This is a genomic window from Pseudomonas sp. GW821-FHT02B10 (assembly GCF_059421865.1).
Genome location: NZ_JBWKVU010000018.1, coordinates 17,504 through 36,607 on the forward strand (window position 1 = coordinate 17,504; position 19,104 = coordinate 36,607).

Consider the following 19,104-nt stretch of genomic DNA (forward strand, 5'->3'; position numbering starts at 1 on the left):
GAGAAACAGGCCGAGGCGCATTGCGCGCCCCGGCGGATATATCAGTCGAGGATCAGGTGCGGCAGGAAGCGGCTGGAGTCCTTGGTGATCAGGCTGTCGTCTTCACGCACGCCGATACCGGCGGCCTGGTCGCCGATGACCCAGGAGCCGATCAGGGTGTAGCTGTCGCCAAAGCGCGGCAGCGGGGCGAAGGACTGCAGGATGTAGGGCGCGTCGGTGTAGGGGCCGTCTTCCTTGACCACCTCGTCCTGCGGGGTGCGCAACTCGATGTTGGCGCCTTCGCGGGAAAAGAACGGCTTGCGCACCCAGCCCTTGGGCACCTCGCGTTGCGGGTGTGGGTCCAGGTGGGTTTCCAGCAGGTTCGGGTGGCCCGGGTGGGCTTCCCAGAGCAGCGGCAGGATGCCCTTGTTGGAGAGGATGGATTTCCACGCCGGCTCGAAGAACTGCGTGTCGCTGGCGGCGATAGCCGCGCCGAAGGGCTCGTGGAAGATGAACTCCCAGGCGTGCAGCTTGAACAGGTGCGGGATCCAGCGGTCCTGCAGGTCGACGAAGCGGCCTTCGGCGGTGAGGCCGATGTCTTCCACGTCGATATGCCGCGACTCGATGCCGGCCTTTTCCGCGATCAGGCGCAGGTAGTCGGTGGTGGCGCGGTCTTCCACCGAATCCTTCATCGAGGCGAAATAGAACGGGCGCTTGATCCCCAGCTGGGCGAAAGCCTGGTGCAGCCGGGTGTCGATGCTGTTGAACTGGTCGGCATGCCGCGGCAGCAGGCCGCGCTCGATGTTCTGCTCCAGCCAGCCCCATTGGAACGCCGCGGTTTCATAGAGACTGGTGGGGGTGTCGTAGTTGAGCTCCAGCAGTTTGGCCGGGCCCTGGCCGTCGTAGGAAAAATCCAGGCGGCCGTAGAGGTGCGGGTGACCCTCGAGCCATGAAGTGCGGATCATGTCGTAGAAGGCCGGCGGGATGCTCAGGCGATCGAGCAGGGCCTCGCTGCGCACCACCCGGTCCACCAGGTCCATGCACATCTCATGGATCTCGGTGGTCGGGTCTTCCAGGTCGTCCTCGATCTGCTTGAGGCTGAACTGGTAGTAGGCGCTTTCGTCCCAGTAGGCTTCGCCGTCGATGGTGTGGAACAGGAAGCCGAGTTTTTCCGCGGTCTGTCGCCAGTCCGGGCGTTCGTTGCAGGGGATCTTCTTCATGGCGCGCCTCCTTAGCTGCTCGAGCGTCCCGAACTCCAGCTCGAGGAGCTGGAGCCGCCCCAGCCGCTGCGGGCGCTGGCCTGGCTGCCGAAGCCGCCACGGGAGGTGGAGGAGGACACCGACATCGGCCGGGTGGTGGTCCGGAAACCGCTGCCCGACTGCGCCTGGCGTGACTTGGAGAAGGTCGAGCCGCTGGCGATGCGTTGGTTGAGCGTCGAGTTGGCGTAGCTGCCGCGGTCGTCGCGATAGCGGTAGACCGGCTCGGAGTAATAGTTGCGGTTGCCGCCGCTGAGCAGGTTGCCGATCAGCAGGCCGGTGAGCAGGCCGCTGTCATTGCTGCTGAACGACGAGCTGCGGCCAGCCTCGGGGCTGACCCCGGCTGCCGCCAGCTGTTCGCGGGTGAAGGCGCCCTGGGCGTTGATTTCAAAGCCGCCGAGCTTGGGCACGAACTTGCCGTTGGAATCTATCTGGCACCAGTTTTCGACGAAGTCGGCATCGCAGTCGGCCTGGTTGTCGTAGACCGGCGCTTGGGCGCGGTGCTCCGCCATGGCCTTGATATAGGCATCGGAGCAGACGTCCACGGCGATCTTGCCGTCCACGCATTCCTGCACCGACTGGAAGTTGAATTTCTGCTGGACCGCGAGGGTCTCCGGCTCCGAGTTGCAGCCCGAGATCGCCAGGGCCACCGAGGCGGCCAGGGAGAGCTGAACGTATTGGCTTCGTTTCATCGAGGGCTCCGTGCGGTCGATCAGTTCTGCGAAGGGGTCATGCAGGCGGCATTGAGCAGGCCGACGCTGATGGCCACGGCGGCGACATAGATACCGGCGGCGATTTCGCCGTTGCGGATGCGCTGCGAGGTGCCCTTGAGCACCAGGCTGGTCATCAGGAACGCCAGCAGTTGCACCACGGCGGCGATCAGCGCCCAGACGGCGAAGTCCAGCAGGCTGATGGAGTAGGCGATGACGTTGCTCGCCGGGATGGCAAAACCGATGATGGCGCCGCCCAGGGCGATGGCGGCGGAGACGTTGCCCTCGCGGATCAGCTGGAATTCCTTGTGTGGCGTCAGGCGGGTGTAGACGAACTGGAACAGGGCGAACAGCACGGCCGCGCCGAGGATGTAGGTCAGGAAACCGACCACGGCGAATTTGTTCAGGGAGATGGAAAGGGCTTCAAGCATGGGTTCTGGTCCTTGTCAGAGGGTTTGCAGGTCGGTCATGTACAGGGAAATGCCCAGTGAGGTCACCAGGCTGACGCTGCCGTCGGCGTATTGCTCCACGGAAAACAGCAGGAACTCGCGGCGATTGGTCAGGCCGGTGTCGCGGGCATAGAGCATCGAGTGGCTTTCGAAGGCGAAAGTCTCGTCCGGCTTGGACACCTGCTCGCGCAGCGGCACCAGCTCGGTCTGCCCGGCTTCGGTGCCCCATTCGCGCAGGTACTCGACGCCGTCGAGGCTGTAGGTGGGCTGGCCGATCAGGCTGTTCGGACCGGCCAGGCGCCGCAGCTCGGCTTCGCTGTTGACGGCCTGGTTGCTCAGGTAGTTGAACAGGATGATCGATTTGACCTGGCCGTCGATGCCGCCGCTGGTGTGCACCTGCAGCCAGTAGTCTTCGTCGTCCAGGTAGTAGCGCGACAGCCATTCGGACTGGCCCAGGTCCACCAGGCCTTCGCTGTAGACCGCCTGGTCGCCGGGAATCGCCACGCGGCTGTTGTCGGCGAGCAGCAGCTTGAGGCTGGCATCGAAGCGGATGCCCGCGCCCATGCTCAGGCCCAGTGGCCCGGTGGCGAAACTCGAGCTTGTGGTGGCCGGGGCCTGGAGCCCCAGAAAGCGTTTAAACCATCCCATTGTCGATGTCCTTGAGGCGGCTGGAAGCGATGTAGAAGAGTTCGCCGCCCTGGATCCGCGTATCGCTGTGCGGGTTGATCTGCGGGTGTTGCGCGCCGCGGGCGCGGTAGCCGATCAGGGTGGCGTTGTAGCGTTCCTTGAGGTGTACGTAGAGCTCGGCGAAACGGCCTTCGTAAGTCTCGGGCAGGCGCATGACGTATTGGGTGGCGCCCTGGCCGACGCACAGCAGTTCGTTGATCACCACCGAGGAGCCCGGGTCCTGGGAGGAGCGCACCAGCATCTCGATGGCCATGCTCGAGGTGCACTCCAGCTTGGGTGCGTAGGAGGCGGCCAGGGTGGCGATTTCGCTGTCGTTGAAGTGGGCGACCACGTGGCCGCTGGGGCGCAGCTGGTTGATCGCCAGCACGCTGGCCAGGGTCAGGTCGTCGGAACTGGTGCGCACCAGTACCCGTTCGGCGCCGGGCACCCCGGCGCGCAACAGCAGGGCCGCGGACGACAGGCTTTCGCCCTTGACGAAGGCGGCCTTGCCCTGCATCGGGTTCTCGTCGAGGCTGGCGTCGCAGATGACGATCAGGTTGTCGTTGGAGGTTTCGTCCTGCAGCAGCAATTCGATCACCCGCTCGCTGGACGCGCCTTCCCAGCCGACCAGTACGGTATGCCCGGTCTGGCCGGTGAAGTCGCCTTTGCCTTTCATGCCTTTTCTCCATAGGTCCATAACGCTGCTGGTGGTCTTGCCGATGGCCGCGGTCAGCAGCGCGATGCCGCCGAGCATCACCCACACGGCGACGAACACCCGGCCGGCGGCGGATTGCGGCGACAGGTCGCCATAACCCACAGTCAGGGTGGTGGTGAAATAGAAATAGATGAAGGTCGCGGGCGCGGTGAGGTGCTGCTCGCCCAAGGCCACCAGGCCGAGATAGGAGGTCGCGGCATGCACGCCGAGCGCGATGGCCAGGCCCATCCAGCCGAAGCGCTGGAAGAAGGTGGCCGCGTATACCCGAAGCAAGATGAAAATCGACATCGAATCCCTGATTTCCTGATGAGCAGATCTATCCGTGATGCAGCGTGCCGTGCCCGGGCAAGGCATGGCTCATTGCCGCGCGGCATTAGACATCGGCTTGGCGCCGGATAAAAGCACTTTTGCTGCGATAAACCCCGCGAAGGCGCCAAAGATGTGCCCTTCGAAGGACACCCCGGCCCGTGGCAGGAACCCCAGGACCAGGCCGGAATACAGGAACATCGTCACCGCGGCGGCCAGCAGGCTGCTCCAGCTGCGCAGCAGCCAGGCGCGGGTGAGGATGTAGGCCCACAGGCCGAAGACCCAGGCGCTGGCGCCGACGTGGATGCCCCTGAAGCCGAACAGCCAGACCAGCGCGCCGCCGAACAGGATGATGATCAGGCTGACCACCACGAAGCGCCGCTGGCCTTCGGCGATCACCATGGCGCCGAGGATCAGGAAGGGCACCAGGTTGGCGGTCAGGTGGGTAAAGGAGCCGTGGAGAAAGGGCGAGGCGAGTATCCCCGGCAAGCCCTGCAGGGTGCGCGGGATCAGGCCGAAGAGATTCAGGCTGTAGCCGCTCAGGCTGTTGAGCACCTGTGCGGCGATCATTACCAGGGCCAGGCCCGCCAGGGTCTTGAAACCATTTGCAACGGCCATTGAGGCCCTCCAAGAGGCCGAAAAAAACACAGGCGATTCACTGTAGGAGCGCAGCTTGCTCGCGATGGACTGGAGGGCGCCGCGCTCATCCAGGCAGTACGCGACATCGTTAACGACCATCGCGAGCAAGCTGCGCTCCTACAGGTTGAGTGGTGCAACAGCGCTGTTTACTCGGTCGACTTCTGCTTTTTCAGGCGCTCGAGGATGGCGTTGGCGCTGCCCTGGTCCGGCACGATGTTGGCTTCGCGCAGGCGACGTTCCAGGTCGTTGCCGTTGCTCGAGTCGGCCAGTTGCTCCTGGGCTTCCATTTCCGCCGCGCGCTGGTCTTGCTTGGCTTGCAGGCGGTTCAGGGTGTTGACCGCGGTTTCCAGCTTGCCGTTGGCGCCGCCGCTGGCGATCGAGGCGCTGACCTGGGCTTTCTGCACGCTCTCGCGGGCCTTGGCCATGTCCACTTGCTGGCGCAGGCTGCGGATGCGCGCTTCGGCCTTGCCGATGTCCTTGCGCATATTCTCGGCGTAGGCGCCGAATTCGCTGGCTTGCTTCTGCTCCGCTTCCAGGCCGGTGGTCAGGGTCGAGATGGCTTCGGCGACTTCCAGGGCCAGGTCTTCGCGGTTGGCCTGCAGCGAGGCGAGGGCCTTGGATTCCAGGTCGGCGATCTTCGCGGTGAATTCGCTGACCCGCTCAGTGGACAGCTTGTGCTTGGCCATGATGGTGACCAGCTCGCGCTTGGCGTTGGACAGGGCGTTGTCGGCGTCGCGGATTTCCTGGTCGAGGATGCGCAGGGCCTGCTGGTCGGCGATGCTTTCGCCGACTTCGTTGGCGCCGCCGCGCAGGGCAGTGAACAGTTTGTTCCAGATGGACTGAGTCATGTAGGTGTACTCCGGATTCTCGGCAATCAGTTGAAGAAGCTTTCGAAGGCTTCGGTGGCGCGTTGGACGTTGTCCACCAGGGTCTTGACCTCGGTCACCACGTTGGTCAGGTTCGAGCTGGCGCTCAGGGCGCCGAACATGTTGTAGACGGTCTGGCCGTTGGGCATGGACTCGATGCCGATCGAGGACAGGGGGAACATCTCCCGGCTGCGCAGCACCGCGTCATTGAAGCGGGCGACGTCGTTGATCGACTCCAGGTCCACCAGCACGGTGTCGACGATGATCTGCTCGCCGACCACCGCGATGTAGATCGGCAGGCCGCCGAAGTCGTGCATTTCCAGCTTGATACTTTGCTCGGCGCCTTGAATCAGGCTCAGGCCGATTTCGTTCGAGGTCACTTCGTCCAGGGCCTGCAAGGCGCCGAAGAGGCGGTCGATGGTCCAGTTCTCACCTGCGATCATGTCATTCTCCAATACCGGTGCGCCGCCGATCAGGGGTTGGCGCAGCTTCTTCTCAATGTGCTTGAGCACGCTCCGGTTTTCCGGAAGTACCCAGGTTTCGTGTTTCACATAACCAGCGGCACTCAGGCCCGCGCGCATCTGCTTCATGTAGAAGCTCGACGGCTTCTTGGCGGAAGCCTTGCTAGGGGCCTTGTTGCTGGAGGCCTTACTGCTGGAAGCTTTCGAGCGCTCTCCTTGTCGACTCTCTGAGGAAGCCGGTAGGTCAGCAGGCTGCCTGGCCGGGAGGGTCTTTTTCATGGGGTGACTCCGTTGTGCACGTATCACGCGTGAGAACATTACAGGGGATTTTGTTACGGCTCAATGACTCACGCGTGATATTTTTTTAGCTCGGCGAAACAACGGTCGCAAGGCTCTGGAGTGGCATTTTGCGTTAATCAGCCGACTGCCGTGGCTCAGGGGGCATGCCGGTGCCTGGGTGCTGGGCGAGGCTTTTCGGGCCTCGATCATTGCCCGGGCGATGTCGGGGTGTGGAATTTATACAGGGTGCAGGGGTAGCCGTCTGCCGTGATTGGATGACAGCTGTAGGCGTCGCCGACGAGCGTGGGAATGACCCGGGCCCAGAAATCCCGGGCCGGCCGGTTGTCATCGATGTGGAAGATCTGCCAGTGCCCGGGCAGCAGTTCCAGCAGTTGCCTCACCACCTGCCGGCCGATGCCGCGACCGCGAAAGCGCCGGGCCACGAAGAAGTAGGCGAGGTTGTACTGCACCTCGGCCAGTTTCACCTTGTCGTCCACCGTGGCGAAACCTGCCAGTTCGCCATCGACCCGGATCAGGTAGGGGCGCGTGGCCGCCTGGCGCCAGTATTCGAGCAACGGACGGATCTCGAACAGACCGTGGCGGCCGAACTTGAGCGGCAGCCACTCGCTGAGTTCGTACAGGTAGAACTGCATCAGGTTTTCCAGGCATTCCAGCTCGTCGCGCTGGGCCGGGTGCAGTTCGATCTGGCTCATGGTTCCAGGCTCCGGGCAGGTTCGTCGGGCGACGCAGCCTGGGCCGCGAACGGGTACGGGGCGCCAAGGCTGTAGCGCGGGCGGGCGTCGAGGGTGAGCGCGTCGGGCATGGGATTCGTCCGTGAGCGAGGGGGGTGTTTTTCTTCAATACAGGGGGCGGCCTGCGCACTTACCTTGGTCACCGGACTCTCCGATTGATCCTTTGAAGGTGTGTGATGAGCGTAGTGTTTTCCATGGCGGCCTTCGCGCTAGCCTCTTCGATTACCCCCGGCCCGGTCAATATCGTGGCCCTGAGTTCCGGCGCGCAGTTCGGCTTTCGCGCCAGCCTGCGGCATGTCGGTGGCGCGACCCTGGGCTTTGTCCTGTTGCTGGTGCTGATCGGCCTGGGTTTGCATGAGCTGTTGCGGCTATGGCCGTTCCTCACCCGGGGCATCCAGCTGTTCGGGGTGGCCTTCCTGCTGTTCATGGCCTGGAAGCTGGCGGTGGACGACGGCCGGCTGAACAGCGATGGCCAGGCCAAGGCGCCGTCGGCCTGGTACGGCGCGATCATGCAATGGCTCAACCCCAAGGCCTGGCTGGCCTGCGTCGCCGGCATGGGCGCCTTTGCCGCCAATGGCGAGGCGCTGTTGGTGTGGCAGTTCGCGCTGGTGTACTTCGTGATCTGCTACCTGTCGATTGCCTGCTGGGCCTACGCCGGGACTTTTTTGCGCCAGTACCTGAGCAACCCGAAGGGCATGCGCCTGTTCAACCGCAGCATGGCGGCGCTGCTGGCGGCGAGCGCGGTGTATCTGTTGTTGCCTTGAATCGGCGTTGGCTTTATCGCGAGCAAGCTCGCTCCTACAGAGATCGCGTCCTCTGTAGGAGCGAGCTTGCTCGCGATGAGGGCCTCAGGTCTGCCAATCACCCGCGATACTGCCCCGGCGTCGCCGCCAGGTGCTGCTTGAAGGCGCGCTGGAAATGCGCCTGGTCGGCGAAGCCGGCTTCCAGGGCCACATCGGCGATCGGCTCGCCGTCACGCAGCCGGCTTTGGGCGAACTGCACCCGCTGGTTGACCACGAAGGCGTGGGGTGTCATGCCGTAATGCTGCTTGAAGGCGCGGATCAGGTAGGACGGCGACAGCTCGGCGGCCTGGCAGATTTCCTCGAGCTTCAGCGAACGGGTGCAGTGTTGGCGAATGTAGTCGGCGGCCCGTTGCAGTTTCTGGTTGCTCTCGCGCGGCGGTCGGCTGGCCGGGTTCAGGCGCTGCTGCAGGTCGCTGAAAAACGCCACTGCGGTGCTGTGCTTGTGCAGCGTCTCGGCCTGTTCGTCCACCAGCACCTCATACAGGCGGTTGAGCCCGGCATAGAGTTCGGGATCGTCGCTGTGGGGCGTGGAAAAGGCGCGAAAGCCCAGGTCCTGGCTGAACCCCAGTTGATGCTGCAGGTCGGTCAGCCAGGAGGTATCGACATAGAGCATGAGATACGACCAGGGCTGGTCGTCGATGGGGTTGCAGGCGTGCACTTCGCCGGGGTTCATCAGCACCACGGTGCCGGCGCCGATGCGAAATTGCGCTTGCTCGTGCAGGTAGGTGCTGTGCCCGGCGGTGATGGCGCCGATGGAAAAATGCTCGTGGGCATGCCGGGCGTAACAGACCTTGCGCCCGTCGGCGATCGAGCGGGCCTCGATAAAGGGCAGCGCCGCATCGCGCCAGAACTGCGGGGCGGTATCGAGGCTATGGCTCAAGCTCGGCTTCATCAAAGGCATCCCATCGGCAAGCGTCGGCCACCGAGTGTATTAGCTCTCGCCGGCGAAGGCTCGTTCCAGCGCGGCGATATCGAGTTTTTTCATCTGCAGCAGGGCCTGCATCACCCGCTGCGACTTGGCCGTGTCGGGGTCGGTCATCCAGTGGTTGAGCGCGCAAGGCACGATCTGCCAGGACAGCCCGAACTTGTCCTTGAGCCAGCCGCACTGCTGGGCCTGGGGATCGCCGCCGTAGGACAGGGCGCTCCAGAAATGATCGATTTCGCCCTGGTTCTGGCAGTTGACCTGCAGCGAGACTGCTTCGTTGAACTGGAACACCGGGCCGCCGTTGAGGCCGGTGAAGGTCTGCCCGTCGAGCTCGAAGGACACGGTCATCACCGAGCCTTCGGGGCGGCCGTGGAACTCGAAGCCGGCCTTGCCGTAGTGGGTGAGGGCGGTGATGCGCGAGTGCTCGAAGACCGAACAGTAGAACTGGGCGGCGGCTTCGGCCTGGTGGTCGAACCACAGGCAGGGCGTGATGCGATGAATGAGCGACATGACGGTTCTCCTCGGCGGATGGTCCACGCTTGAGCAAGCGTAGCCAGCCCGGGGGCGGCCGGGACTGCCGTAGATCGACAAAGCGCAGCCGGGCGAGGAGCGGTATCGAGCCCGCGCATCCGGCTCAGGATCGCCGCCCTTGCTCGGCTACCCAGGCGTTGGCCATGTCGATGAAGGCGCGCAGTTTCGGCTGGCTCTGGGTGCGGCTGGGAAAGTACAGATACAGGCCCGAGCTCAGCGGGACGAACGGTTGCAGCACAGACTCCAGGCGCCCGCTGGCCAGGTCGTCGGCCACCTCGAAGTCGCAGGCGTAGGCCAGCCCCTGTCCGTCCCGCGCCATGGCGACCAGCAAGTGCCGATCGTTGACCACCAGCGCACCCTCGACGCCGACGGTGAAGTCCCGCCCATTGCGCCGGAACTCCCAGCGATGGGTCGTGCCCGAGGTGAGGAAGCGAAAGCCGATGCCCTGGTGCCGGGTCAGTTCTTCCGGGGTCTGCGGCCTGCCGGCCCGGGCGAAATAGTCCGGGGAGCCCACCACCGACCATTGCAGGTCCGGGGTCAGGCGCACGGCGACCATGTCCTTTTCGATCGACTCGCCCAGGCGCATACCGGCATCGAAACCCTCGCTGACCAGGTCGACCGCGGCATCGTCCAGGGAAATCTCCAGCCTGACGTCGGGATAGGCCGCGCGATAGCGCGAGACCAGGGGTTCGATCAGCAGCTTGGCGGACAGCCGTGGCGCGGTGAGGCGCAAGGTGCCCATCGGCCGGTCGCGATAGCTGCCCAGCACTGCCAGGGCGTCGCCGATTTCACTGGCGGCCGGGCGCAGGCGGATGAACAGGCTGCTGCCGGCTTCCGTCAGGGCCACGCGGCGGGTGGTGCGCTGGAACAGCAGCACCCCGGTACGCCGTTCCAGGGTCTTTACCGCATGGCTCACGGCGGTCGGGGTCACCCCCAACTGGGTAGCGGCGAGGGTGAAGCTCTTGTGTTCGGCGACGGCGAGAAACTCGGTCAGGCCGTCGAAAGGGTCCTGGTTCATTGCAAGGCCATTATGAAAGAGAGATTCATAGTGCTTGTAGCACAAGGCCATTTTTCCAGCTAATGCGCTTGCGTACCTTGTGTTCACCCACTTCTCACAAGGTATCGATCATGACTTTGCAAACGACTTTCAAACGTGTCTGGCTGATCACTGGGGCTTCCCGTGGCATCGGCGCGAAAATCACCGCCGCGGCCCTGGCCCACGGCGATGCGGTGGTGGCCACCGCGCGCAATGCCCAGTCGATCAGCGAGCGTTTCGGCGCGCAGCCGGGCCTGCTGGCGGCGCAGCTGGATGTCACCGACGAGGCCCAGGCCCGCGACGTGGCGCAGATGGCTGTCGAGCATTTCGGCCGGATCGATGTGCTGGTCAACAACGCCGGTTTCGGCCTGCTCGGCGCGGTGGAGGAGGCCAGCGGCGACGAGATCCGCCGGGTCTATGAAACCAACGTGTTCAGCCTGCTCAACGTCACCCGCGGGGTGCTGCCGCACATGCGCGCCGCCCGCAGCGGCCATGTGATCAATATCTCGTCGATCGGCGGCTATCAGTCGGGGCCGGGCTACGGCGTCTACTGCTCGACCAAGTTCGCCGTCGAAGGTTTGAGCGAGGCCCTGCACAGCGAGCTGGCGCCTTTGGGCGTGAAGGTCACGGTGGTCGAGCCGGGCTTTTTCCGCACCGATTTTCTCGATGGCAATTCGTTGCTGGAGTCGCCGGCCTCGATCGCCGACTACACCGCCACCGTTGGTGAGGTACGCCAGCAGGCCAAGGCCTATAACCAGCAGCAGCCGGGCGACCCGGACAAACTGGCGCAGGCGATGATCGCCCTGGTCGAAGCCAGGCAACCGCCGCTGCGCCTGCCCCTGGGCACTGACACCCTGGGCGCCATCGCGGCGAAGAACGCCTACGTCGAGCAGGAAACCGCGACCTGGCGGGCGCTGTCGGCCTCCACCGATTTCTGATGCTGCGCTCATGGCCTGGCCGCCCGTTCAGGGCGGTTGGGCGTGACCGGTGGTCGCAGAATCCGGCCTGTTCGGCAAACTGCGCTTAGCTGTATGGAAAACCTCGCGGCGCGCGTAGGCCTTCGGCCACAGCGACGCCGCTCCAGGATCCCGTGAATCCTGTCCCCCTCGGCCTGAGGAGTTGCGCATGTTGACACTCAATATCAATGGCAAGGACCAGCAGCTCGAGGTGCCCGCGGACATGCCGCTGCTCTGGGTGCTGCGCGATGTGGCGCACCTGACCGGCACCAAGTTCGGCTGCGGCATGGCGCAATGCGGCGCCTGCACCGTGCATGTCGACGGCGCGCCGCTGCGTTCCTGTGTGACCCCGGCCGCGACAGTGGCCAACGGGCAGAAGATCCTCACCATCGAAGGCCTGTCGGCGGACGGCTCGCACCCGGTGCAGCGCGCCTGGGCCGAGCTGGACGTGGTGCAGTGCGGTTACTGCCAGTCCGGGCAGATCATGTCGGCCGCGGCCTTGCTGGCGAAGATCCCGTCGCCCACCGACAGCGATATCGACCAGGCGTTGTCCGGCAATATCTGCCGCTGCGGCACCTACCCAAGGATCCGCGCGGCGGTCAAGCGCGCCGCTGAAATCGGCTGAGTCGGCATTAAGAGGGGCAAGGCATGATCACTGCATCGCGTCGTGGATTTCTCAAAGGTGGCGCGCTGCTCGGCGGCGGGCTGGTGGTGGCGTTCGTCATCCCGGGAGCCAATCGTTTTGCCCGGGCGGCGAGCGAAGAATTCGTGCCCAATGCGTTCTTGCGCATCGCTCCGGACGGGGTGGTCACCGTGGTGCTCGGCCATTCGGAAATGGGCCAGGGCATCTGGACCGGGCTGTCGATGCTGATCGCCGAGGAGCTGGATGCCGACTGGTCGAAGATTCGCGTCGAGCACGCGCCGGCCGCTGCGGTGTATGGCTTGCCGGCGTTCGGCGGGATGCAGATTACCGGCGGCTCGACCTCGACCTGGATGGAGTTCGACCGCTATCGCCAGGCCGGCGCCGCGGCCCGGCAGATGCTGATCGAGGCGGCGGCCAAGCGCCTGCAGGTGGCGCCCTCGACCCTGCGCACCGAGCAGGGCTGGGTGGTGGCCGGCGACCAGCGCCTGAGCTACGGCGACCTGGCCAACGACGCCGGGCAACTGCCGGTGCCGGAGCCGGCCTCGCTGCGCTTGAAGGAGGCCAAGGACTGGCGGCTGATCGGCAAGCCGACCCCGCGCCTGGACACCCCGGAGAAAATTACCGGCCGCGCGCAGTTCGGCATGGACATGTATTTCGATGGCCTGCTGACCGCCGTGGTCCTGCGTTCGCCGGTGTTCGGCGGCACGCTCAAGTCGTTCGATCCCCAGGCGGCGCTGGCGGTGCCCGGGGTGATCAAGGTGCTCCAGGTGCCCACGGGCGTGGCGGTGGTCGCTGAGCATTACTGGGCGGCCAAGCAGGGGCGCGATGCGCTCAAGGCCGAATGGGACCTGGGGCCGAACGCCAACATGAGCAGCGAAAGCCTGATGCAGAGCTTTCGCAAACTGGCGCTGACCCCCGGGACCAAGGCCGCCGAGGCCGGCGATGCGGCCGGGAGCATGGCTAAGGCGACGCAGGTGATCAAGGCCGAATACAGCGTGCCGTACCTGGCCCATGCGCCGATGGAACCGCTCAACTGCACGGTGCGCATCGGCGCCGACAAGTGCGAGATCTGGACCGGCACCCAGTTCCAGACCCTGGACCAGATGGTCGCGGCGAAGATCACCGGGCTCAAGCCGGAGCAGGTACAGATCCACACACAATTTCTGGGCGGCGGTTTCGGCCGCCGGGCCAACCCGACCTCGGACTTCGTCAGCGAAGCAGTGGAGGTGGCCAAGGCCGCCGCAGCCCCAGTGAAAACCGTCTGGTCGCGGGAAGACGACGTGCGCGGCGGCTATTTCCGTTCAGCGTTCCTGCATCAGGCGCAGGTCGGCCTGGATGCCAAGGGCCTGCCGCTGGCCTGGCAGCATGTGCTGGTGGGGCAGTCGATCATGGCCGGTACCTCGTTTGAGGCCAGCTTCGTCAAGAACGGCATCGACAACACCTCGGTCGAGGGCCTGGCGGATGGGCCTTACCTGAAGGGCACGCCGAACCACCGGGTCGACCTGCATTCGCCGATGACCGGCATCACCGTGCTGTGGATGCGTTCCGTGGGCCATACCCACACCGCGTTCGTCGTCGAATCGTTGATCGACGAGATGGCCGCCGCGGTGGGCAAGGACCCGGTGGAATACCGCCGCACCCTGCTCAAGGATCACCCACGGCACCTGGGCGTGCTCAACCTGGCGGTGGAGAAGGCCGGCTGGGGCAAGCCCGTGCCCAATGGCCATGCCCTGGGCGTGGCGGTGCACGAGTCCTTCGGCAGCTATGTGGCGCAGGTGGCCGAGGTGTCCCAGGAGGCCGAGCGGATTCGCGTGCACCGCGTGGTCTGTGCGGTGGATTGCGGTATCGCGGTGAACCCGCAAAGCATCGCCGCGCAGATGGAGTCGGGCATCACCTTCGGCCTGGGCATGGCCCTGCACAGCCGCATTTCCTTCAAGGACGGCCGGGTGGTGCAGTCCAACTATCACGACTTCCAGGTGTTGCGCCTGAACGAGATGCCCGAGGTCGAGGTGCACATAGTCGCCAGCAGCGAGAAACCCGGCGGTATCGGCGAGGCAGGCGTGCCGCCCACGACGCCGGCGGTGGCCAACGCGGTGTTCGCCCTGACCGGCCAGCGCCTGCGCGAGCTGCCGCTGCAACTGGCGGGGGTGTGAGATGAAACGCCACCTGCTCCTCGGTTCGCTGATCCTGGTCGGCCTTGGCGGTTATGCCTCGGACCTGTTCGCCGCCGATGACCCAGCGCTGGCGGCGTTCGCGACGGTGCAGAAGGTGTTCCAGAGCCCGCGCTGCCAGAATTGCCATATTCCCGGGGATGCGCCCTTGCAGTTCGACGCCGGCACGCCCCATGCCATGGCCGTGGTCCGTGGCCTGGACGGCAAGGGCGCGGCGGGGCTGCCGTGCGCCACCTGCCATGGCGCAAGCAACCCGCCGGCCAGCTACGGCCCGCACATGCCACCGGGGGCGCCGCACTGGAGCCTGCCGCCGGCGGCGCACAAGATGGCCTGGATTGGCCTGCCGACCGACCGCCTGTGCCAGGTGATCAAGGACAAGGCCAGCAACGGCGACCGCGACTTTGCCGCGCTGATCAAGCATGTCAGCGAAGACAAGCTGGTGCTCTGGGGCTGGAACCCCGGTGGCAACCGCGCGCCGGTACCGGTGCCCCACGACGTGTTCGTCAGCCAGTTCAAGCTCTGGGCCGAGGCGGGCGGACCCTGCCCGGCGGTCGGAAGTTGACGCCAGGGGCCCCCAGCGAGGGCTGGTTGCGGGGCAGTCGCAGGCCTCGGCAACTAAGCTCTATAGGTGATACCCGCCAATGGAGTGTGCGATGTTTTCCCCAGACAAGCCTGTCCAGGCACCGAACCAGGTGCCAGCCCCGGAGGCGGACGACCCGTCCCGGCAACTGTTGCGCGATCAGAACCGCCGGGCCGAGCAGGAGCTGGCCGCGGTGCAGGTAGCCAACCTCGATAAACTGACCCTGCTGCCCAACTCGCACGGCTTTGCGGTGCTGGCCGGCGATGCGCTGCAGGCCTGCAAGGACCTGAACTGCCCGGCGACCTTGCTGCTGTTCGATCTTGACGATATCTACCGTATCGCCCGCGCTTATGGGTCGGAAGAAGGCGAGGCGGCGCTCAAGACCTTCGCCGACGGCCTGCGCATCGCCTTTCGCGAAAGCGACGTGGTCGGGCATCTGGAATACCAGCGTTTCGCGGTGCTGCTGACCGGCTCGGAACGGATGGAAAAGCTGGCGATCATCACCCGCCTGCAGGCCATCCTCGACGAGCGCACCGCCACCCAGCAGTGCATTTACGACATCTGCTTCAGCATCGGCCAGATCGAGTTCGATCCGGCCCGGCCGGCCGATGTGGAAACCTTGCTGGCGGATGCCGACCAGACCATGAGCAGGCCGGGCCTCGGGCCGCTGTTCAAGGCGTGAATGTTGGGCCGAGACGCAATACGGTGGGTTATTGCTCGGTGCCAGCCTGCCCTTGGAGCCTGTTTCGCAACTCGGTGATCACGCGCAGGGCCGTTTGAATGTCTTCAACTTCAAGTCCGGCCGACAAATCGTTGACCAGCGGGGTGTACAGGCGGATGGCCTCATTGAAGGCTGCCGTACCCTTGTCTGTCAGCGTCACGAGCTGCGCGCGCCGGTGATGCGGGTTGGGCTGGAAGGTCACCAGTCCTTCCTTCTCCAGATCGTTGACGATGCGCTGGACATTCTGTCGGTTGGCCTCCAGGTCCCGAGCGAGCCAGGCGACCGGCTGCGGGCGCTCTGCCGCCACGATCGCGCCCAGAATCTGCCAGCGGGCGCTGGTCAGCCCGAGGGGGGCGACTATCCGGTCGCCCCAGGCCAGCGTCAGGTTGCTGGCCCGGAACATACTCAGAATGAAGTCGGTCAGGGCAGCCCCGGCGGGGGTGGGTTCAGGTTCGTGCATAACGTCGTTATCCAGACAAAATGATTCTTCAGGGATATTGACATCATGATGTCAATATAGCAATTTGATTTCGAATTCAGCCCTCACACCTGGAGCCTGCCATGTCTCTCATTCGCCCTATGGACCCCGCCTTTCCGATCGACCGCCAGATTACGCTCGAAGCCGCGCCGGTCATCCTGATCAACGTCTTCACCCTGGACCAGGCCGACGAGCCGACCTTCCTGCAGGCCTGGCAAGACGATGCCAGTTTTATGAAGCAACAGCCGGGGTTCATTTCCACCCAGCTGCATCGCGCCATCGGCGAAAGCCCGACCTATCTCAATTACGCGGTCTGGGAGTCCAACGCGCATTTCCGGGCGGCCTTCGTGCATCCGGAGTTCAGGGCCAAGCTTTCGCACTATCCGTCCTCGGCGGTCGCTTCCCCGCATCTGTTCCAGAAGGTCGCGGTACCGGGCATCTGCGTCGCCTAGGCAGCCGATACCTGGCCCAGGTGGTTGCGGCCGTGAGGTGCCTGCCGGTCACTGCTGCATCCGCGCTCGCCGGCCGGTACAGCAGGCCAGCGAGCGCTCATGCCTCGCTGGCCGGCACCAGGAACGCGGCCTCCAGCAACTGCCGGGTGTAGGGATGCTGCGGCGCGGCGAAGATACCTTGCGCGTCGCCCTGTTCCACCACCTGGCCATGCTTGACCACCATCAACTGGTGGCTCAGGGCCTTGACCACCGCCAGGTCGTGACTGATGAACAGGTAAGTCAGGTTGTACTTGGCCTGCAGCTTGCGCAGCAGCTCCACCACCTGGCGCTGCACGGTGCGGTCGAGGGCCGAGGTCGGCTCGTCCAGCAGGATCAGCGCCGGCTTGAGCACCAGGGCGCGGGCGATGGCGATGCGCTGGCGCTGGCCGCCGGAGAACTCGTGGGGGTAGCGGTGCCGGGTTTCCGGATCCAGCCCCACTTCCTTGAGCGCTTCGATGATCGCCTGTTCCTGTTCGGCGGCGCTGCCGATCTTGTGGATGCGCAGGCCTTCGCCGACGATCTGGCTCACGCACATGCGCGGGCTGAGGCTGCCGAAGGGGTCCTGGAACACCACCTGCATCTCCCGGCGCAACGGCCGCACCTGCTGCTGCGACAGGCCGTCCAGCTGCTGGCCTTCGAAGCGGATGGCGCCCTTGCTGGCGATCAGGCGCAGGATCGCCAGGCCCAGGGTGGATTTGCCCGAGCCGCTTTCGCCGACGATGCCCAGGGTCTGGCCCTGGGGCAGGCTGAAGTTGATGCCATCCACCGCCTTCACATGGTCGACGGTGTGGCGCAGCAGGCCTTTTTTGATCGGGAACCAGACCTTCAGGTCCTCGACCTGCAACAGCGGCGGGCCGACCACGTTGCTCGCCGGCTTGCCGCTGGGTTCGGCCGCCAGCAGTTCGCGGGTGTAGGGATGCTGTGGCGCGCGGAACAGTTCTTCGCAGGACGCCTGTTCGACGATGCAGCCGCGCTGCATCACGCAGACGCGGTGGGCGATGCGCCGGACCAGGTTGAGGTCGTGGCTGATCAGCAGCAAGGCCATGCCCAGGCGCGCTTGCAGCTCCTTGAGCAGTTCGAGGATCTTCAGTTGCACGGTGACGTCGAGGGCGGTGGTCGGCTCGTCGGCGATCAGCAGTTCCGGTTCGTTGGCCAGGGCCATGGCGATCATCACCCGTTGCCGCTGGCCGCCGGACAGCTCGTGGGGCAGGGCCTTGAGGCGCTTGTGCGGCTTGGGGATACCCACCAGCTCCAGCAGCTCCAGGGTGCGCCGGGTGGCGACCTTGCCGATCAGGCCCTTGTGCAGGCCCAGCACCTCGTTGATCTGCTTCTCGATGCTGTGCAGGGGGTTGAGCGAGGTCATCGGCTCCTGGAAGATCATGGCGATGCGGTTGCCGCGAATATGCCGGATGGTTTTTTCTTTCTGGGTCAGCAAATCCTGGCCGGCGTACTGGATGGTCCCGGACGGATGGCGGGCCAGCGGGTAGGGCAAGAGGCGCAGGATCGAGTGCGCGGTCACCGATTTTCCAGAGCCGCTTTCGCCCACCAGGGCCAGGGTTTCGCCGCGCTTGATGTCGAAGCTGATGCCCTCGACCACCCGTTGCGTGTGGGCGCCGACGCCAAATTCGACGGCGAGGTCGCGGACTTCGATCAGATTGTCCTGATTCATCTCATTTCCTCGGGTCGAAGGCATCGCGAGCGGACTCGCCGATAAATACCAGCAGGCTCAACATGATCGCCAGCACGGCAAAGGCGCTGATGCCCAGCCACGGCGCCTGCAGGTTGGATTTGCCCTGGGCCACCAGTTCGCCCAGGGACGGCGCACCGGGGGGCAGGCCGAAACCGAGGAAGTCGAGGGCGGTCAGGGTGCCGATGGCGCCGGTGAGGATGAACGGCATGAAGGTCATGGTCGAGACCATGGCGTTGGGCAGGATATGGCGGAACATGATCGCGCCGTTCTGCATGCCCAGGGCGCGGGCGGCGCGCACGTATTCCAGGTTGCGCCCGCGCAGGAACTCGGCGCGCACCACGTCCACCAGGCTCATCCAGGAAAACAGCAGCATGATCCCCAGCAGCCACCAGAAGTTCGGCTGCACGAAGCTGGCGAGGATGATCAGCAGGTAGAGCACCGGCAGCCCGGACCAGATCTCCAGGAAGCGCTGCCCGGCCAGGTCGACCCAGCCGCCATAGAAGCCCTGCAGCGCCCCGGCGATCACGCCGATGATCGAACTGAGGATGGTCAGGGTCAGGGCGAACAGCACCGAGACCCGGAAGCCGTAGATCACCCGCGCCAGCACGTCGCGGCCCTGGTCATCGGTGCCCAGCAGGTTGTCCGCCGAGGGCGGCGCGGGGGCCGGGACTTTCAGGTCGTAGTTGATGCTCTGGTAGCTGAACGGGATCGGCGCCCACAGCACCCAGGCGTCCTTGGCCGCCAGCAGTTCGCGGATGTATGGGCTCTTGTAGTTGGCCTCCAGCGGGAACTCGCCGCCGAAGGTGGTTTCCGGGTAACGCTTGAGTGCCGGGAAGTACCAGCCGTCGTCGTAGTGCACCACCAGCGGCTTGTCGTTGGCGATCAGCTCGGCGCCAAGGCTTGCGCCAAACAGGATCAGGAACAGCCACAGCGACCACCAGCCGCGCTTGTTGGCCTTGAACAGTTCGAAGCGCCGGCGATTGAGGGGGGACAGGTTCATC

The 19,104-nt window shown here is 65.0% G+C and carries 22 protein-coding genes; 7 read left to right on the plus strand and 15 right to left on the minus strand.

What is annotated here, in order from left to right:
• Window positions 1–41: 41 nt before the first annotated feature.
• From AC07VU_RS28115 to AC07VU_RS28155, 9 genes are all read right to left on the minus strand, one after another.
• Window positions 42–1,199, minus strand: coding sequence for a glutathionylspermidine synthase family protein (locus AC07VU_RS28115; protein ID WP_495030885.1), 1,158 nt, complete (start codon window positions 1,197–1,199; stop codon window positions 42–44).
• Between the two features lie 11 nt (window positions 1,200–1,210).
• Window positions 1,211–1,927 carry a DUF1190 domain-containing protein gene (locus tag AC07VU_RS28120; protein ID WP_277588625.1) on the minus strand — a complete coding sequence of 239 codons (717 nt, stop codon included), beginning with the start codon at window positions 1,925–1,927 and terminating at the stop codon, window positions 1,211–1,213.
• A gap of 20 nt (window positions 1,928–1,947) precedes the next feature.
• Window positions 1,948–2,376, minus strand: a complete 429-nt coding sequence (locus AC07VU_RS28125; RefSeq protein WP_009043573.1) for a DUF350 domain-containing protein — start codon at window positions 2,374–2,376, stop codon at window positions 1,948–1,950.
• A 15-nt stretch (window positions 2,377–2,391) separates the two neighbouring features.
• Window positions 2,392–3,042: a DUF2491 family protein gene (locus AC07VU_RS28130; protein ID WP_053260903.1), complete on the minus strand. Its 651-nt coding sequence runs from the start codon at window positions 3,040–3,042 to the stop codon at window positions 2,392–2,394.
• On the minus strand, window positions 3,029–4,063 hold the full coding sequence (locus AC07VU_RS28135) for a potassium channel family protein (protein ID WP_007920975.1): 1,035 nt from the start codon (window positions 4,061–4,063) through the stop codon (window positions 3,029–3,031). The genes AC07VU_RS28130 and AC07VU_RS28135 overlap by 14 nt, the downstream gene beginning before the upstream one ends.
• Window positions 4,064–4,132: 69 nt before the next feature.
• Window positions 4,133–4,699 carry a rhomboid family intramembrane serine protease gene (locus AC07VU_RS28140; protein ID WP_274306641.1) on the minus strand — a complete coding sequence of 189 codons (567 nt, stop codon included), beginning with the start codon at window positions 4,697–4,699 and terminating at the stop codon, window positions 4,133–4,135.
• Between the two features lie 167 nt (window positions 4,700–4,866).
• Window positions 4,867–5,568: a PspA/IM30 family protein gene (locus tag AC07VU_RS28145; RefSeq protein WP_274306642.1), complete on the minus strand. Its 702-nt coding sequence runs from the start codon at window positions 5,566–5,568 to the stop codon at window positions 4,867–4,869.
• A gap of 26 nt (window positions 5,569–5,594) precedes the next feature.
• Entirely contained in the window at window positions 5,595–6,326 is a 732-nt protein-coding gene (locus AC07VU_RS28150; RefSeq protein WP_457276283.1) for a YjfI family protein, read from the minus strand.
• A 206-nt stretch (window positions 6,327–6,532) separates the two neighbouring features.
• Window positions 6,533–7,039, minus strand: a complete 507-nt coding sequence (locus AC07VU_RS28155; RefSeq protein ID WP_495030886.1) for a GNAT family N-acetyltransferase — start codon at window positions 7,037–7,039, stop codon at window positions 6,533–6,535.
• A 215-nt stretch (window positions 7,040–7,254) separates the two neighbouring features.
• Between AC07VU_RS28155 and AC07VU_RS28160 the strand changes: the two genes are divergently transcribed.
• Window positions 7,255–7,842: a LysE family translocator gene (locus AC07VU_RS28160; protein ID WP_007927362.1), complete on the plus strand. Its 588-nt coding sequence runs from the start codon at window positions 7,255–7,257 to the stop codon at window positions 7,840–7,842.
• A 97-nt stretch (window positions 7,843–7,939) separates the two neighbouring features.
• Here AC07VU_RS28160 and AC07VU_RS28165 read toward each other — a convergent pair whose 3' ends face one another.
• From AC07VU_RS28165 to AC07VU_RS28175, 3 genes are all read right to left on the minus strand, one after another.
• Window positions 7,940–8,773, minus strand: coding sequence for an AraC family ligand binding domain-containing protein (locus AC07VU_RS28165; RefSeq protein WP_495030887.1), 834 nt, complete (start codon window positions 8,771–8,773; stop codon window positions 7,940–7,942).
• 39 nt (window positions 8,774–8,812) lie between these two features.
• A complete protein-coding gene (locus AC07VU_RS28170) occupies window positions 8,813–9,316 on the minus strand; it encodes a VOC family protein (RefSeq protein WP_053260909.1) in 504 nt (167 codons plus the stop codon).
• A gap of 124 nt (window positions 9,317–9,440) precedes the next feature.
• A complete protein-coding gene (locus tag AC07VU_RS28175) occupies window positions 9,441–10,355 on the minus strand; it encodes a LysR family transcriptional regulator (RefSeq protein WP_274306647.1) in 915 nt (304 codons plus the stop codon).
• Between the two features lie 110 nt (window positions 10,356–10,465).
• Here AC07VU_RS28175 and AC07VU_RS28180 point away from each other — a divergent pair, with 110 nt between their 5' ends.
• From AC07VU_RS28180 to AC07VU_RS28200, 5 genes are all read left to right on the plus strand, one after another.
• Window positions 10,466–11,311, plus strand: a complete 846-nt coding sequence (locus AC07VU_RS28180) for an oxidoreductase (protein ID WP_495030888.1) — start codon at window positions 10,466–10,468, stop codon at window positions 11,309–11,311.
• Between the two features lie 187 nt (window positions 11,312–11,498).
• Entirely contained in the window at window positions 11,499–11,954 is a 456-nt protein-coding gene (locus AC07VU_RS28185) for a (2Fe-2S)-binding protein (RefSeq protein WP_009043583.1), read from the plus strand.
• Window positions 11,955–11,977: 23 nt separating this feature from the next.
• The gene (locus AC07VU_RS28190; RefSeq protein WP_457276286.1) at window positions 11,978–14,125 is read left to right on the plus strand and encodes a xanthine dehydrogenase family protein molybdopterin-binding subunit; all 2,148 of its coding nucleotides are present in this window, start codon (window positions 11,978–11,980) and stop codon (window positions 14,123–14,125) included.
• Window position 14,126: 1 nt separating this feature from the next.
• The gene (locus AC07VU_RS28195) at window positions 14,127–14,705 is read left to right on the plus strand and encodes a hypothetical protein (RefSeq protein WP_277588632.1); all 579 of its coding nucleotides are present in this window, start codon (window positions 14,127–14,129) and stop codon (window positions 14,703–14,705) included.
• A gap of 91 nt (window positions 14,706–14,796) precedes the next feature.
• Entirely contained in the window at window positions 14,797–15,405 is a 609-nt protein-coding gene (locus AC07VU_RS28200) for a GGDEF domain-containing protein (protein ID WP_495030889.1), read from the plus strand.
• A gap of 28 nt (window positions 15,406–15,433) precedes the next feature.
• Here the strand turns inward: AC07VU_RS28200 and AC07VU_RS28205 are convergent, their stop codons facing one another.
• The gene (locus AC07VU_RS28205) at window positions 15,434–15,904 is read right to left on the minus strand and encodes a MarR family winged helix-turn-helix transcriptional regulator (RefSeq protein ID WP_087092849.1); all 471 of its coding nucleotides are present in this window, start codon (window positions 15,902–15,904) and stop codon (window positions 15,434–15,436) included.
• Window positions 15,905–16,005: 101 nt separating this feature from the next.
• Here AC07VU_RS28205 and AC07VU_RS28210 point away from each other — a divergent pair, with 101 nt between their 5' ends.
• A complete protein-coding gene (locus tag AC07VU_RS28210) occupies window positions 16,006–16,374 on the plus strand; it encodes an antibiotic biosynthesis monooxygenase family protein (RefSeq protein ID WP_007920961.1) in 369 nt (122 codons plus the stop codon).
• Window positions 16,375–16,471: 97 nt separating this feature from the next.
• On the opposite strand, the gene AC07VU_RS28215 is transcribed toward AC07VU_RS28210, so the two are convergent.
• Complete coding sequence (locus AC07VU_RS28215) at window positions 16,472–18,082, minus strand: ABC transporter ATP-binding protein (protein WP_495030890.1); 1,611 nt, start codon at window positions 18,080–18,082, stop codon at window positions 16,472–16,474.
• 1 nt (window position 18,083) lies between these two features.
• Window positions 18,084–19,103, minus strand: coding sequence for an ABC transporter permease (locus AC07VU_RS28220; RefSeq protein WP_009043588.1), 1,020 nt, complete (start codon window positions 19,101–19,103; stop codon window positions 18,084–18,086).
• Between the last annotated feature and the right edge of the window lies 1 nt (window position 19,104).